Annotated in this window: 11 protein-coding genes; 6 read left to right on the forward strand and 5 right to left on the reverse strand. The window is 67.9% G+C overall.

Translation table 11 applies throughout. The features are described 5' to 3' along the window. Positions 1-101: 101 nt before the first annotated feature. A complete protein-coding gene (locus ACFVWG_RS18510; protein WP_391544786.1) occupies positions 102-878 on the forward strand; it encodes an alpha/beta fold hydrolase in 777 nt (258 codons plus the stop codon). 10 nt (positions 879-888) lie between these two features. Here the strand turns inward: ACFVWG_RS18510 and ACFVWG_RS18515 are convergent, their stop codons facing one another. Continuing rightward, positions 889-1704 (reverse strand): class I SAM-dependent methyltransferase, encoded by an 816-nt coding sequence (locus ACFVWG_RS18515; RefSeq protein ID WP_391544519.1) that lies wholly within the window; start codon positions 1702-1704, stop codon positions 889-891. A 356-nt stretch (positions 1705-2060) separates the two neighbouring features. On the opposite strand from ACFVWG_RS18515, the gene ACFVWG_RS18520 reads away from it, so the two are divergent. Further along, positions 2061-2861 carry a hypothetical protein gene (locus tag ACFVWG_RS18520; protein WP_391544520.1) on the forward strand — a complete coding sequence of 267 codons (801 nt, stop codon included), beginning with the start codon at positions 2061-2063 and terminating at the stop codon, positions 2859-2861. Between the two features lie 56 nt (positions 2862-2917). Here the strand turns inward: ACFVWG_RS18520 and ACFVWG_RS18525 are convergent, their stop codons facing one another. Then, positions 2918-3721: a universal stress protein gene (locus ACFVWG_RS18525; RefSeq protein ID WP_391544521.1), complete on the reverse strand. Its 804-nt coding sequence runs from the start codon at positions 3719-3721 to the stop codon at positions 2918-2920. A gap of 212 nt (positions 3722-3933) precedes the next feature. Here ACFVWG_RS18525 and ACFVWG_RS18530 point away from each other — a divergent pair, with 212 nt between their 5' ends. Then, a complete protein-coding gene (locus ACFVWG_RS18530; RefSeq protein WP_391544522.1) occupies positions 3934-4587 on the forward strand; it encodes a response regulator in 654 nt (217 codons plus the stop codon). A 4-nt stretch (positions 4588-4591) separates the two neighbouring features. Here the strand turns inward: ACFVWG_RS18530 and ACFVWG_RS18535 are convergent, their stop codons facing one another. Next, positions 4592-5785, reverse strand: coding sequence for an acetate/propionate family kinase (locus ACFVWG_RS18535; RefSeq protein WP_391544523.1), 1194 nt, complete (start codon positions 5783-5785; stop codon positions 4592-4594). Beyond that, a complete protein-coding gene (gene pta / locus ACFVWG_RS18540) occupies positions 5778-7862 on the reverse strand; it encodes a phosphate acetyltransferase (protein WP_391544524.1) in 2085 nt (694 codons plus the stop codon). Before pta ends, ACFVWG_RS18535 begins: the two co-directional genes overlap by 8 nt. A 96-nt stretch (positions 7863-7958) precedes the next feature. Between pta and ACFVWG_RS18545 the strand changes: the two genes are divergently transcribed. From ACFVWG_RS18545 to ACFVWG_RS18555, 3 genes are read left to right on the forward strand one after another with little or no spacing between them, the layout of a single operon-like run. Beyond that, on the forward strand, positions 7959-10361 hold the full coding sequence (locus ACFVWG_RS18545; protein WP_391544525.1) for a phosphoketolase: 2403 nt from the start codon (positions 7959-7961) through the stop codon (positions 10359-10361). After that, on the forward strand, positions 10361-11413 hold the full coding sequence (locus ACFVWG_RS18550; RefSeq protein ID WP_391544526.1) for an Acg family FMN-binding oxidoreductase: 1053 nt from the start codon (positions 10361-10363) through the stop codon (positions 11411-11413). Before ACFVWG_RS18545 ends, ACFVWG_RS18550 begins: the two co-directional genes overlap by 1 nt. A gap of 43 nt (positions 11414-11456) precedes the next feature. After that, on the forward strand, positions 11457-12389 hold the full coding sequence (locus tag ACFVWG_RS18555) for a universal stress protein (protein ID WP_391544527.1): 933 nt from the start codon (positions 11457-11459) through the stop codon (positions 12387-12389). A 31-nt stretch (positions 12390-12420) separates the two neighbouring features. On the opposite strand, the gene ACFVWG_RS18560 is transcribed toward ACFVWG_RS18555, so the two are convergent. Beyond that, positions 12421-12999: a flavodoxin domain-containing protein gene (locus ACFVWG_RS18560; RefSeq protein ID WP_391544528.1), complete on the reverse strand. Its 579-nt coding sequence runs from the start codon at positions 12997-12999 to the stop codon at positions 12421-12423. Positions 13000-13032: the final 33 nt, after the last annotated feature.

A 13032-nucleotide genomic window follows, 5' to 3' on the forward strand; every position in this document is an offset into this window, starting at 1 on the left:
GTTACGCCGTACCAGACTTGTGGTGGAACGGTCGCCTCTACGCGGCGGTTGAGCTATCCACCTCAGTGGTCGCAGTGAACGGAACTGAGCTCAACGTCGCCGTGACCGGCAGCGGCCCCGCCGTCGTGCTGCTGCACGGTTGGCCGCATACGTGGCGAGTGTGGGAAGCCGTCATCGGCCGGCTGGCCGAGCAGTACACCGTGTTCGCGCCCGACCTTCGCGGCCTGGGCGACAGCGCCCGCCCAGAATCCGGGTACGACGCCTCGACCATCTCTGGCGATATCACCCGCCTGCTCGACAGGTTCGCCGTACCGGATGCTTCGGTCGTTGCCCTGGACGCCTCGGTACCTGCCGCCTTCCTGCTGGCCATGCGATCTCCCGCGTGTGTTCGACGCCTCGTGCTGATGGAGTCGCTGCTCGCCCCGCTGCCAGGCGCGGAGGCGTTTCGGCCACCGTGGTGGTTCGGTTTCCATGCGGTCCCCGGACTGGCCGAAACGGTTCTCGCCGGGCATGAACGCGAATACATTGAATGGTTCCTCCGGGCCGGAACGCATGATGGGCAAGGCGTCGACGCGGCGGTGCGCGATGCGTTTGTCAGCGCCTACACCGGCCAGGACTCATTGCGCTGCGGCTTCGAGTACTACCGAGCCTTTCCCACCAACGCCGCCCAGATCCGCGCCGCCACAGCAACGAGCAGGCTGACCGTTCCTACCCTGGCCATCGGAGCCAACGCTGTGGGCGACGCCCTCCACCAGCAACTCGAGCCGATCACCGACCCACTCACCGGACACGTCATCCCCAACTGCGGCCACATCATCCCGCTCGACCAGCCAGACGCGCTGCTGGACCTCCTCATCCCGTTCCTCGCGAATACCTGACAGCGCCGAGCTAGAAGCGGAATCGGACGATGCGGGTGGACCGCCTCATGCCTGGCAGCAGGTTCAGGAGGCGGTACATGCGGCGTACGTTCGTGGGCGCCTTGGCCATCAGTAGTGGTGAGTCGTTCATCGGTGTTTCGTCGACGTACTCGAGACGTGGATGCCAAGCGGCGATGCTTGCTGGGTCGTCGAAGCCGCAGTGAAACCGGGTGCCGTACTTGCGGAGCGTGGGATCCCATTTCGAGGTGCGCCAGGCCCAGACCGCGACCGTGTCGAACTGTATTTGGCCAGTTGGGAAGGTGTCGACGCCGGTGGTCAGCAGTCGCCGGAGGTCGGTCTCGGTGAGGTAGGGCACCAGCCCCTCGGCGATCATCAGGACAGGCCGGTCGTGGGGTACACGGTCCAGCCAGGTCAGGTCGGTGACGCTGGAAGCGATCAGGGTGTAGTGCTCTCGTGGTGGGAGGAATTGTTGCCGCAGTTCGATGACGGCGGGGTAATCGAGGTCGTACCAGTCGACGGTGGCCGGCGGGTCGATCCGGTACACCCGGGCGTCCAGGCCGCAGCCCAGATGGAGCACCACTGCGTCAGGGTGCTCGTCGAGGAACGTCCGGGCCCAGTCGTCGTGAGCCTTCGCCCGTACGACGGCCGCGAGACCGATCTGGCTGGTGCCGAACCGGCCGGTGTCATACCCAGGATCGAGGCGACGCATTGCCTGCTCGGCGTACTTGTCGCCGAGAATCGGGTCCGGCAACAGGTTGTCCAGTGCCTTCGCCCTGAGGACGGGGCTGAGGGTCTTCTGCGCTCCGACGAGTTCGACCTCATCCATCTGATCAAAACTACTCTCACCTAAGTGGTGCAGTAGACCTGAGCTGTTCTTGGTAGCCGCGGTCGGCGATTGCCTTGTACGACGGTTCGACGTACCCGCGTTGCACGGCTCGGGAGATGACGAAGGTGTACATCTCGAGCTCCAGAACCGGGGGCGGTCAGAGCTGGTGCTGGCCAGGCTCGCCTCTGACCGGGCACCTCACCTGACGTCAAGAAGCTCATGCGTATTAGTCAAGGCATCAGCACAAATCAGCGACGGCGCGCCGTACGCATACTGGCGAAAACGGCGGAAAGTCTTACCCTGAAGGGAATACCCGACGGTAGCGACACGCTGCCCGCAGCAACGGGAGGGCGAACATGCCCACCTCACCTTCGCAGGACCTGAAGTCCCTGAGCCCCGCGCTCCACTGGTACCTGACTGAGCCTGGTCGCAGCGTCGTCGACCTCGGGCAGCTCGCGACCGCCCGGTCCGTACTGCGCAACGCACCCCCTGGCGATGGGCATCCGGTGCTGGTGCTACCTGGGCTGCTCGCATCGGACACCTCGACGAGGTCGTTGCGCAGGTTCTTGCGTCGGTTGGACTACCGGGCGTACGGCTGGAAGCTCGGACGAAACCTCGGTCCGACCCCGGCTGTCGTCCAGGGGATTCGCGATCGTCTGCACGAGCTGGCGAACCGTCATCAGGCGCCGGTCAGTCTGATCGGCTGGAGTCTCGGCGGGGTCTACGCCCGGGAGCTGGCCAGGCAGTCACCGGTCGAGGTGCGCGACGTCATCACGCTGGGCAGTCCGTTCCGGCTGGAAGGTCCGGTGAACATGCCGGCGTACCGGGTGTTCCGGATGTTCTCGCACTTCCATGATCCACAGGCGGCGACACCGCCGCCTGAACACACGCGGCCGGCACTGGTGATGCCGGCAACGTCGGTCTACTCGGAGCGCGACGGCATCGTGCCGTGGCAGTTCTGCGTGGACACACCGGGGCCGCGCCGGCAGAACGTCGCCGTGACCGGAAGTCACCTCGGGTACGGCCACAACCCCGCCGTACTGTGGCTCGCGGCTGATCGGCTGGCGCAACCGCTGGGTGCATGGCGTCCGTTCGACCCACCGACTGCGCTGCAGCGTCACTTCCCGGCCGACCTGTCCGGCGGGCTCACCTGGTAGGCAGCGGAGGTTCTTCGATCGGGTGATTCGGTCCCCTGCGACCAACTAGCGTCAGGTCAGGACTCCGTGGCCGGGATGATGGCGACGGGGCATTCGGCCTGGTGCAGGACGGTTTGGCTGACTGAGCCGATCAGCATGCCGGCGAAGCCGCCGCGGCCGCGGGCGCCGAGGACGATGAGGGCGGCGTCGTCGGAGTGGCGGAGCAGCTGCTCGGCGGGGTGGCCGGTGATCTGGACGAGTTCGGCGTCGTGGCCGTCACGGGCGTGGACCGCCTTGGTCAGCTCGGCGGCGGTGAGGCTGTGCAGCTCGGTGCCGAGCGGCTGCGCGGCGACGACGCGTACGGCGAGGTCGTGGAAGCGGGCGTGCTCGATGCCGAAGGTGAGTGCGACGTCGGATGCGGGGGAGCCGTCGTACCCGATGACGACGTGGGTTCCGGTCGGGTGGCCGGGATCCGGCCGTACGACGACGACCGGGCAGTGTGCGTTGGCCGCCAGGTCGAGTCCGGTCGAACCGACCATGCCACCGGCCCGGATGCCCAGCCCGCGACTGCCGATCACCACGACTTGTGCGGTGCGTGATGCCCTGATCAGGCTGGCCGACGGCGCTCCGGACTCGATCTTGGTGTCGATCGCGATTCCGGGCGCGATGCTGCGCGCCAGATGGACGGCCTTGTAGACGACGTCACCGGCGTCGGACGACGTCGTCCCCGGGCGAATGGCGTGGACCAGCCGGAGCTGGGCATGCATCCGCGCGGCCTCGCCCGCGGCCCAGCGAGTGGCGACTTCTGCCGCGGGTGAGTTGTCGATTCCGGCGACCACCGGCATCATCACCAGGACCGGATCCGGCGTCGTGGTGTCCATTGGTGCCCGCTTTCGGTCGGTGGCTGCTGCTTCCAGACAATCAGCGGGAGACCCCGTGCAGGAGGGCCCGACGTCCCGAATGGGCCGGGCCGGTCGGCACGGGCGCCGGAGGTCCCGGGACCGACGGGACCATCGGCTCTGGTGCCGTGCCCGCGGTGGGGCGATGATGCAACGACAGTTGCCGTACGGCGTGCAATCCGAGGAGACGGTCGATGACGATCAAGGTGTTCCTGCTCGACGACCACGAGGTGGTGCGGCTGGGGCTGCGCCAGTTGCTCGAGTCCGAGCCCGACATCGAGGTCGTCGGCGACGGCGCGACTGCTGCCGAAGGGATCGCCCGGATTCCGGCGACCCGTCCGGATGTCGCCGTGCTGGACGTCCGGCTGCCCGACGGGGACGGGATCTCGGTCTGCCGGGAGGTCCGCTCGATCATGGACGAGCCGCCGGCCTGTCTGATGCTGACGTCGTACTCCGACGACGAGGCGTTGTTCACCGCGATCATGGCCGGGGCCGCGGGCTACCTGCTGAAGCAAGTGAACGGCGGAGATCTGGTCGGTGCCGTACGACGGCTCGCGGCTGGTGAGTCGCTGCTGGACCCTGCGATGACCGCGAAGGTGCTCGAGCGGCTGCGGCATCCGATCGCCGACGAAGACCCGCGCTACGCCACGCTGACCGAGCAAGAACGGAAGATCCTCGCCGAGATCGCCGAGGGCAAGACCAACCGGCAGATCGCGCATTCGCTGTTCCTGGCCGAGAAGACGGTGAAGAACTACGTCTCCTCGTTGCTGCGCAAGCTCAACCTCGAGCGCCGTACCGAGGCCGCGGTCTTCGCGATCGAGCACTCGAAGAAGCGGGGCCGGGCCTGATCGGTCAGGCGTTCACGACGTCGAGCGTCTCCCGGGCGATCTGCCATTCCTCGTTGGTCGGTACGACGAGGACCGCGACCTGACTGTCGTCGGTGGAGATGAACCGGGCCTCCGTGGACGCCGATTGGTTGCGCTCGGCATCGACCGTGATCCCCAACCGCTCGAGCCCAGTCACCGCCGTCGCCCGCACCTCGGCGGAGTGCTCGCCGACGCCGGCGGTGAACACGACGGCGTCGACCGTGCCCAGTACGGCGTAGTACGCGCCGATGTATTTGCGTAGCCGATGGCAGTAGACGTCGAACGCCAACTGAGCCCCAGGATCACCGTCGGCCCGAAGCCGACTGACCTCGCGGAAGTCGTTCGCACCGGCGAGCCCCTTGAGACCGGAAGCGGAGTTCAGTTGCCGGTCAACCTCCGCCGTCGTGAACCCGAGCTCCCGGGTCAGATACGCCGGTACGGCGGGATCGAGGTCGCCGGATCGGGTTCCCATCACCAGGCCCTCGAGCGGGGTCAGCCCCATCGACGTCTCGACCGAGCGACCGCCTTGGACGGCTGAAGCCGAGCAGCCGTTGCCCAGGTGCAACACGATCACGTTCACCTCGGCCGGGTCCCGGCCAAGCAACCGGGCCGCCTCCTGGGAGACAAAGGCGTGCGAGGTCCCGTGGAACCCGTAGCGACGGACGCCGTGGTCGTCTCGCCAAGCCAGCGGTACGGCGTACGTGTAGGCGTGCTCGGGCAGAGTCTGGTGGAACGCGGTGTCGAAGACCGCGACCTGCGGGAGGTCGGGGAAGAGCCGGCGCGCGACCTCGATGCCTTCGAGGTTGGCGGGATTGTGCAGGGGTGCGAGCGGGACCAGATCGGTGACCGCGGCAACCAGTTCGTCGTCGATCAGCGCTGGAGCGGCGAATTGCGATCCACCATGAACGACCCGATGGCCGACTGCTGCGAGGTCGATCCCGTCGAGAGACGGCCCATGGGACTCGAAGGCGTCCAGGGCTCCACGCAACGCGTCTTCGTGGTCGGTGATAGCGCGGGTGACTTCGGAGTCGCCGTCCGGACCGTGATGGACATGGCGGCCCTTGTCCTCGCCGATGCGCTCGACGAGCCCGGAGGCGGCTGCCTTGCCGCTGCGTCCGTCGATCAGGCTGTACTTGAGCGAGGAGGAGCCGGCGTTGATCACCAGCACGTGGTCACTCACTACGGACTCCCTGCTCAGCCTGTACGGCGGTGATCGCGACCGTGTTCACGATGTCGCGGACGGTCGCTCCGCGGGACAGATCGTTGACCGGCTTGCGGAGTCCCTGCAACACCGGCCCGACTGCCACCGCGTTAGCGCTGCGCTGGACGGCCTTGTAGGTGTTGTTGCCGGTGTTCAGGTCCGGGAAGATGAAGACCGTCGCACGGCCGGCCACCGGTGATCCGGGCAGCTTGGTCCGGGCGACGGCGGCGTCGATCGCTGCGTCGTACTGGATGGGTCCCTCGATCAGCAGATCCGGTGCCCGGTCGCGGACGATACTGGTTGCCTTGAGCACCTTCTCGACGTCGTCGCCGGTACCGGAGGCGCCGGTCGAGTAGGACAGCATCGCCACTCGGGGTTCGATGCCGAAGGCAACTGCGGTCGCGGCCGACGAGAGCGCGATGTCCGCGAGCTGCTCGGCGGTCGGATCCGGGTTGACGGCACAGTCGCCGTACACGAGGACCTGGTTCTGCAGGCACATGAAGAACACCGAGGAAACGACCGAGACGCCGGGCACCGTCTTGACGACCTCGAGGGCCGGCCGGATGGTGTGGGCGGTGGTGTGGACCGCGCCGGAGACCATGCCGTCGGCCAGGCCGAGCTGGACCATCATGGTGCCGAAGTACGAGACGTCGCGGACCAGTTCGCGGGCGCGTTCGAGGTCGACACCGCGGTGTTCGCGAAGGCGGTGCAGTTCGGCCGCCAGGTGCTCGGCCATCGGATCGTGCTCCGGGTCGATCAGCCGGGCGGCGGTGACGTCGACGCCGAGGGCGGCGGCCTTCGCACTGATCACCACGGGATTGCCGAGCAGCGTGAGGTCGGTGATTCCGCGGCGCAGCAGCGTGTCGGCGGCGCGCAGGATCCGCTCCTCCTCGCCTTCGGGCAGCACGATGTTCTTGCGGTGGGCAACGGCTTCGTCGATCAGTTGGTGCTCGAACATCAACGGTGTGACGGCGCTGCTGCGAGCGACCTCGAGTTGGTCGAGCAGGGCGTTGCTGTCCACGTTGCGCTCGAACAGCGCGAGGGCGGCGTCGATCTTGCGCGGCGAGTTCTTCGCCAGCCTGCCGCGGACCGCCGTGAGTGCGGCCGAGGCGGCTTGGGTGTCGAAATCGGTGTCGAGGATCGGCAGGGTGACGCCGAGACCGTCGATCAGCCGCTGAACCTGGCTCGGCAGCGTGAATCCGCCGTTCAGGACGACCGCGGAGATCTGCGGGAAGTTGAGCGACGCGTGCGCCATGAGCACACCGAGAACGACCTCCGGCCGGTCGCCCGCGGTCACGACGGCGACGCCGTCGGACAGGCGGTCCAGGACGTTCGGCATGGTCATGCCGGCGACGACCAGGCCGGTCACCTCGCGGGTGAGCAGGGCGGGGTCGCCGCTAAGAAGACGGCCGTCCACGGCGGGGAGCAGATCGGCGACCGTCGGCTGGGAGAGCACTAGCTCCTCTGGCAGCGCGAAGGCGGGAACGCCGGTGCCGGTCAGTGCGTTCACCGCCTCGGTCAATCCGTCCGGCGTAACTCGGTTGGCGACCACAGCCGCGAGAGTGCCGTGGTTGGCCCGCAGCTCTCCGGCGGCCATGTCCGCGATCGCGCGCAGGTCGTGCGGGGTCCGGCCGAATCCGTTCAGGACGAGGAGGACCGGCGTACCGAGGTTGGCGGCGATCTTCGCGTTGAACGCGAACTCCGTGGGCGTTCCGACATCGGTGTAGTCACTGCCGACCACCAGTACGGCGTCCGCCCGCTCGGCGACCTCGTGATAGCGCTGGACGATGGCGCTGAGCGCGGCATCGGGGTCCGCGTGTACGGCGTCGTACGTGACTCCGAGGCATTCTTCGTAGGTCAGGTCGACCGCGTCATGAGCGGTCAGCAGGTCCAGCACGTAGTCGCGGCCGCCGTGCATGGTGGTGTCGGGCCGCACGATCGGCCGGAACACGGCCACCCGTTCGACCCGGCGCGACAGTTGCTGAAGGACACCGAGAGCGACCGTGGACTTGCCGGTCGAGCCCTCCACCGAGGCGACGTACACGCTGCTGGCCATGTCTGAACCCTAACCAGTGGCGCGCGGGACCTCCGCCGGGGTTTGACGGGACCTCGGCCCCTGGGACGGCCGGCGGGATGGATCGAGGCTGGAGTCATGCATCAGATCACGGAGAAACCCCTGACCACCGACGAACTCGATGCGCTCGACGCGTACTGGCGCGCCGCGAACTACCTGGCGGTCGGACAGATCTACTTGATGAAGAACCCCTTGCTCCGGCAGCCTCTGCAGCCGGCCGACGTGAAGCCCCGGCTGCTGGGCCACTGGGGTACGACGCCCGGCCTGAACATGATCTACGCCCACCTGAACCGCGTCATCCGGCAGCGCGACCTGAACCTGATGTACGTGATCGGTCCCGGGCACGGCGGACCGGCCATCGCCGCCAACACCTGGCTGGAGGGCAGCTACAGCGAGACCTATCCGGATGTGCCGCGAGACGCCGCGGGAATGGAGCATTTGTTCCGCCAGTTCTCGTTCCCCGGCGGCATCCCCAGCCACGTCGCGCCCGAACTGCCCGGCTCCATCCACGAGGGTGGTGAGTTGGGCTACTCGCTCAGCCACGCGTACGGCGCCGTACTGGACAATCCCGATCTCGTGGTCGCCTGTGTGATCGGCGACGGTGAGGCAGAGACTGGACCGCTGGCCGCTTCGTGGCACTCGAACAAGTTCGTGGATCCGGCCAGCGACGGTGCCGTGCTGCCGATCCTGCACCTGAACGGTTACAAGATCGCGAACCCGGCCGTGCTGGCGCGGATCGGGGACGAGGAGCTCACGAAGTTGCTGGAGGGGTACGGCTATCGACCGTATCTCGTGGACGGCGACGACCCGGAGCACGTTCACCAGCAGCTCGCTGCGACCCTCGACACCGTTCTCGGCGAGATCGCCGACATTCAGTCCGAAGCCCGTTCAGGCTCCGCGCCGGTACGTCGGCCGTCGCCGATGATCGTCCTGCGAACGCCGAAGGGCTGGACCGGACCGCATGAGGTCGACGGCGTACTGGTCGAGGGGACCTGGCGGGCCCATCAGGTCCCGCTGTCGGGAGTCCGAACCAATCCGGAGCACCTCGCGCTGTTGGAGCAGTGGCTGCGGAGCTATCGACCGGAGGAGTTGTTCGACGAGTCGGGGAGCCCGATCGGTCGCCTGCTCGATCAGGTTCCGGTCGGCGACCGACGGATGGGATCAAATCCGCACAGCAACGGCGGCGCGGATTCGCGTGATCTCGAGCTGCCGCCACTGTCGGCGTACGCGGTGCCGGTTCCGGTGCCGGGGGAGGGCATGCATGAGCCGACGCGGGTCCTCGGCAACTACCTGGCCGATGTGATGCGCCTCAACGAGAAGCAGCAGAACTTCCGGGTCTTCGGACCGGACGAGACCGCGTCGAACCGGCTGGACGCGCTGTACCAGGTGACCGGCAAGGCCTGGAACGCCGAGACACTCCCGACCGACGAACACCTGGAGGTCGGTGGCCGGGTGATGGAGATCCTCAGCGAACACACGTGTCAGGGCTGGCTGGAGGGCTACCTGCTGACCGGCCGGCACGGATGGTTCTCGTGCTACGAGGCCTTCGTGCACCTGGTCGACTCGATGGTCAACCAGCATGCCAAGTGGCTGAAGGTCACGCGCAAGCTGCGCTGGCGCCGGGAGATCCCGTCACTGAACTACCTGCTCACCTCACATGTCTGGCAGCAGGACCACAACGGTTTCTCGCACCAGGATCCCGGCTTCATCGACCACGTGGTGAACAAGAAGGCCGAGGTCGTCCGGGTGTATCTGCCGCCGGACACCAACACGCTCCTGGCGACGGCGGATCACTGCCTGCGCAGCCGGCACCTGATCAATGTTGTTGTCGCAGGCAAGCAACCGCAGGCGGACTGGCTGGCGCCAGAGGCCGCGGTCCTGCACTGCGCCCGGGGGATCGGTGTGTGGGACTTCGCCAGCAACGACGAGGGCGACCCGGACGTGGTGCTCGCGTGTGCCGGTGACGTGCCGACCCTGGAGACGCTCGCGGCCGTGACGCTGCTGCGGGAGCACCTGCCGACGCTACGAATTCGCGTCATCAACGTGGTCGACCTGATGCGTCTACAGCCTGCGTCGGAGCACCCGCATGGCCTCAGTGATGCCGAGTTCGACGCATTGTTCACCACGGACAAGCCCGTCGTGTTCGCGTACCACGGCTACCCGTGGCTGATTCACCGCCTGACCTACCGGCGGCACAACCACGACAACCTCCACGTGCGGGGTTACAAGGAGGAAGGTACGACGACCACGCCGTTCGACATGGTTGTCCGCAACGACCTCGACCGCTTCCACCTCGCGATCGACGTCATCGACCGCGTGCCAGGGCTCGGTACGCGCGCCGCGGCGACCCGCCAATGGCTGACCGACCAACGGGCCCGGCATCACGCCTACATCATCGAGCACGGCGAGGACCTGCCCGAGGTCCGCGACTGGCGCTGGACGTCCTGTCCGGTGGCCGGAAACCGAGAGACGGACACCTGATGAAGGCAGCAGCTGCGCCGGACGCTGAGGATCGCGAAGCAATGCTGCTGGCCGCGGTGCTGGCGCCGTCGATGCACAACACGCAGCCGTGGCGGTTCCGGTTCGACGGGTTCGCGGTCGAGGTCCATCGCGACCGTAACCGCGAGCTGCCGGCCGAGGACCCCAAGCGGCGGATGCTGTTCGTGTCGCTCGGGGCGGCGATCTTCAATCTCCGGGTGGGTGCCGCCGTGCGCGGCTACGGGGCACGGGTCCGGTATTTGGTCGACCAGGGTCGCCCGGACCTGGTCGCGCTGGTGGAACTCGGGGAGCCCGAGCGAGACGGGCTGGCCGCGCTGTCGCCGTACCTGACGTTGCGGCGCACCAATCGGCAGCCGTTCACCGACGAGCGGATCCCCGACCAGGCACGGGTCGAGCTCGAGCTCGCGGCGCGGCTGGAGAGTGCCCAGCTGCAGTGGCTCGATCGCCCGAGCCGGCGCTGGTGGTTGCACATGGCAACAAAGGACGCGGTGGCCGTGGATGGCGACAGCCGCCGGCGGACCGAAGAACGGCGGCGCTGGGTCGGCGGCGAGCGGAGCGTAGACGGCGTTCCGTCCAGCGCGCTCGGTCCGCGGAATGCCGGTGCCGGCACGGTCGTGCGTGACATGGCGGCATCTGCCCCCGACTCCCTGCGATCGACTGCGGTGTTCGAGGCCGAGCCGCAACTCGCCGTACTGGCAACGCGTTTCGATGGCCCGATCGAGTGGCTGCGGGCTGGGCAGGCCATGGAGCGCGTACTGCTCGAAGCTACCCGGCACGGCCTGGCGACCTCGTTGCTGAACCAGGTGATCGAGCACGCCGAACTTCGTTGGCAGATCAACGACCCTCTCGGCCCCTGGCAGCGACCGCAAGGCGTCTTCCGCTTCGGCTACGGCCCACCCGTCCCACCGACACCGCGCCGGCCGATCGCCGACGTCGTCATTCATCACGAGACCGGCCCGGCGGACGCGGGTCAGGTGGAACACGGCCCCGGGACCTTGGACTCTGCCCCGGACAACGCGACCAGCGGAGTCTGAAGGTGTAGGAGGTCGTTCCGCAATCTGAAGAAGAGGTAGAGAGATGAGCACCTGGAACCGGACCGGCCCGATCGTGGTCGAGGTCGACGGGAGCGGCGAGAATCTGCGGGTGGTCGACTACGCCGTCGACGAGGCCCTGCGTTCCGGTGCGGACCTGGCGCTGGTGGCGCCGTACTCGGTGCGGGGAAGCTACTCGCCGATGCTGCCGGCGTACTCGCCGAAGTCGACGGGTGAACTGGCCGACGACGCGGTGCGCCGCGCGGTCGCCCACATCAGGCACCGCTATGGGTACGGCGTCGAGCTGGTGGCCGTGACCAGTGAGGGCTCGCGGCCGAAGATTCTGGCCCATGCCGCGAAGGATGCGCGGATGCTCGTGGTCGGGCGGTCGCGCAGCCGCGGGCCACAGCGGCTGATGAACACGAACGGGCATCTGATGCTGGCCGCCCGGTCCGGCTGCCCGGTGGTCGTGGTCCCGATGTCCTGGAAGCCGTCCCTGAGCGACCGCAAGATCGCTGTCGGCATCGACGGTACGCCATTGTCCGCCGAGGCGCTCGAGTTCGCGTTCGCCGCGGCGGCGGCCCGGCAGGCCGAGCTGGTCGTGGTCCATGCCGGTCTCCCGGCCGAGCGGGCCTGGACCGAACAGGACCCGGACGACGCGTGGATCAGCCGGGCCGACCAGGTGTTGTCGGAGACGCTCTCGCCGTGGACAGCCCGGTTCCCGACGGTCAAGGTGACCCGCTTCCTGAGCAGCCGTCAGCCGGCCGCGGCGCTGATCCGCGAGAGTGCCGAAGTCGGCCTGGTCGTGGTGGGCGCGCACAGTGGCGCACTGCCGATCGACCCGGTCGCGCGGCGTTCGGTGGCGGCGATGACGAGCCCGGTCGCGATCGTGCCGCACCACCCGACCGAGGAGGAGCACGCGAAGGTCCAGGAGCGCCGCACCGCCCTCAGCGCCGAGTTCGTCGTACCGACCTACTAACTGTTGACGACTGACCGGTGGATCTCCCCGGTCAGCCGAGGAAGTGACCGGCAGGGGGCCGAAGGGCGTGCTTGGTGGCGCGGGTGGCGGGCGGTCGGTGCCAGTGGCTGCGTTGGGTGGCGCCGATCGCTGCGCTGACGTCACCGGCCCAGGCACGGATCTTGGGCCAGTCGCGGCAGTCGCCGGCGAAGGCGCCGCGGGCCATCCGGCGGGCGAGGAAGCCGGTCGCGGTCGACTGTTCGAGGCGGCCGGCGAAGGTGACGGCGGGCGTTGCGCCGATGGCGTGCGCCAGGCGGCGGACGTTTCCGGGCATGGGCTGCTCGGCGTCCTGGTCAGGCCCGACCGGTCCGCTGTGGAAGAGCCAGACCTGCCGCTGCCGGAGTTCGTGGAGATGCTGCCGCAGGAAGTGGACCGCCGTACGGCGCCATCGGCGGATGTAGATCGCGCTGCCGAGGACGACTGCGTCGTACCGCTCGATCGTGTCGACGTCGGAGACGTCACGGACATCGACCTCGTGCCCGTGAGCACGGAGCTCCTCGCCGATCGCCGCCGCGATCTCGGCGGTAGCACCCATCTTGCTGGCGTAGGTGACCAAGACCGTTCTGGACATGGGACCTCCCTTGGTTGGTTCCAGCACACCATG

This window comes from Kribbella sp. NPDC058245, from assembly GCF_042882005.1.
Classification (GTDB): domain Bacteria; phylum Actinomycetota; class Actinomycetes; order Propionibacteriales; family Kribbellaceae; genus Kribbella.

What these genes read in the sequence shown, in the direction of transcription:
- ACFVWG_RS18515 (WP_391544519.1), bottom strand. Translation starts at nt 1,704, where the DNA reads ATGGATGAGGTCGAACTCGTCGGAGCGCAGAAGACCCTCAGCCCCGTC.
- ACFVWG_RS18520 (WP_391544520.1), top strand. Translation starts at nt 2,061, where the DNA reads ATGCCCACCTCACCTTCGCAGGACCTGAAGTCCCTGAGCCCCGCGCTC.
- ACFVWG_RS18525 (WP_391544521.1), bottom strand. Translation starts at nt 3,721, where the DNA reads ATGGACACCACGACGCCGGATCCGGTCCTGGTGATGATGCCGGTGGTC.
- ACFVWG_RS18530 (WP_391544522.1), top strand. Translation starts at nt 3,934, where the DNA reads ATGACGATCAAGGTGTTCCTGCTCGACGACCACGAGGTGGTGCGGCTG.
- pta (WP_391544524.1), bottom strand. Translation starts at nt 7,862, where the DNA reads ATGGCCAGCAGCGTGTACGTCGCCTCGGTGGAGGGCTCGACCGGCAAG.
- ACFVWG_RS18545 (WP_391544525.1), top strand. Translation starts at nt 7,959, where the DNA reads ATGCATCAGATCACGGAGAAACCCCTGACCACCGACGAACTCGATGCG.
- ACFVWG_RS18550 (WP_391544526.1), top strand. Translation starts at nt 10,361, where the DNA reads ATGAAGGCAGCAGCTGCGCCGGACGCTGAGGATCGCGAAGCAATGCTG.
- ACFVWG_RS18555 (WP_391544527.1), top strand. Translation starts at nt 11,457, where the DNA reads ATGAGCACCTGGAACCGGACCGGCCCGATCGTGGTCGAGGTCGACGGG.
- ACFVWG_RS18560 (WP_391544528.1), bottom strand. Translation starts at nt 12,999, where the DNA reads ATGTCCAGAACGGTCTTGGTCACCTACGCCAGCAAGATGGGTGCTACC.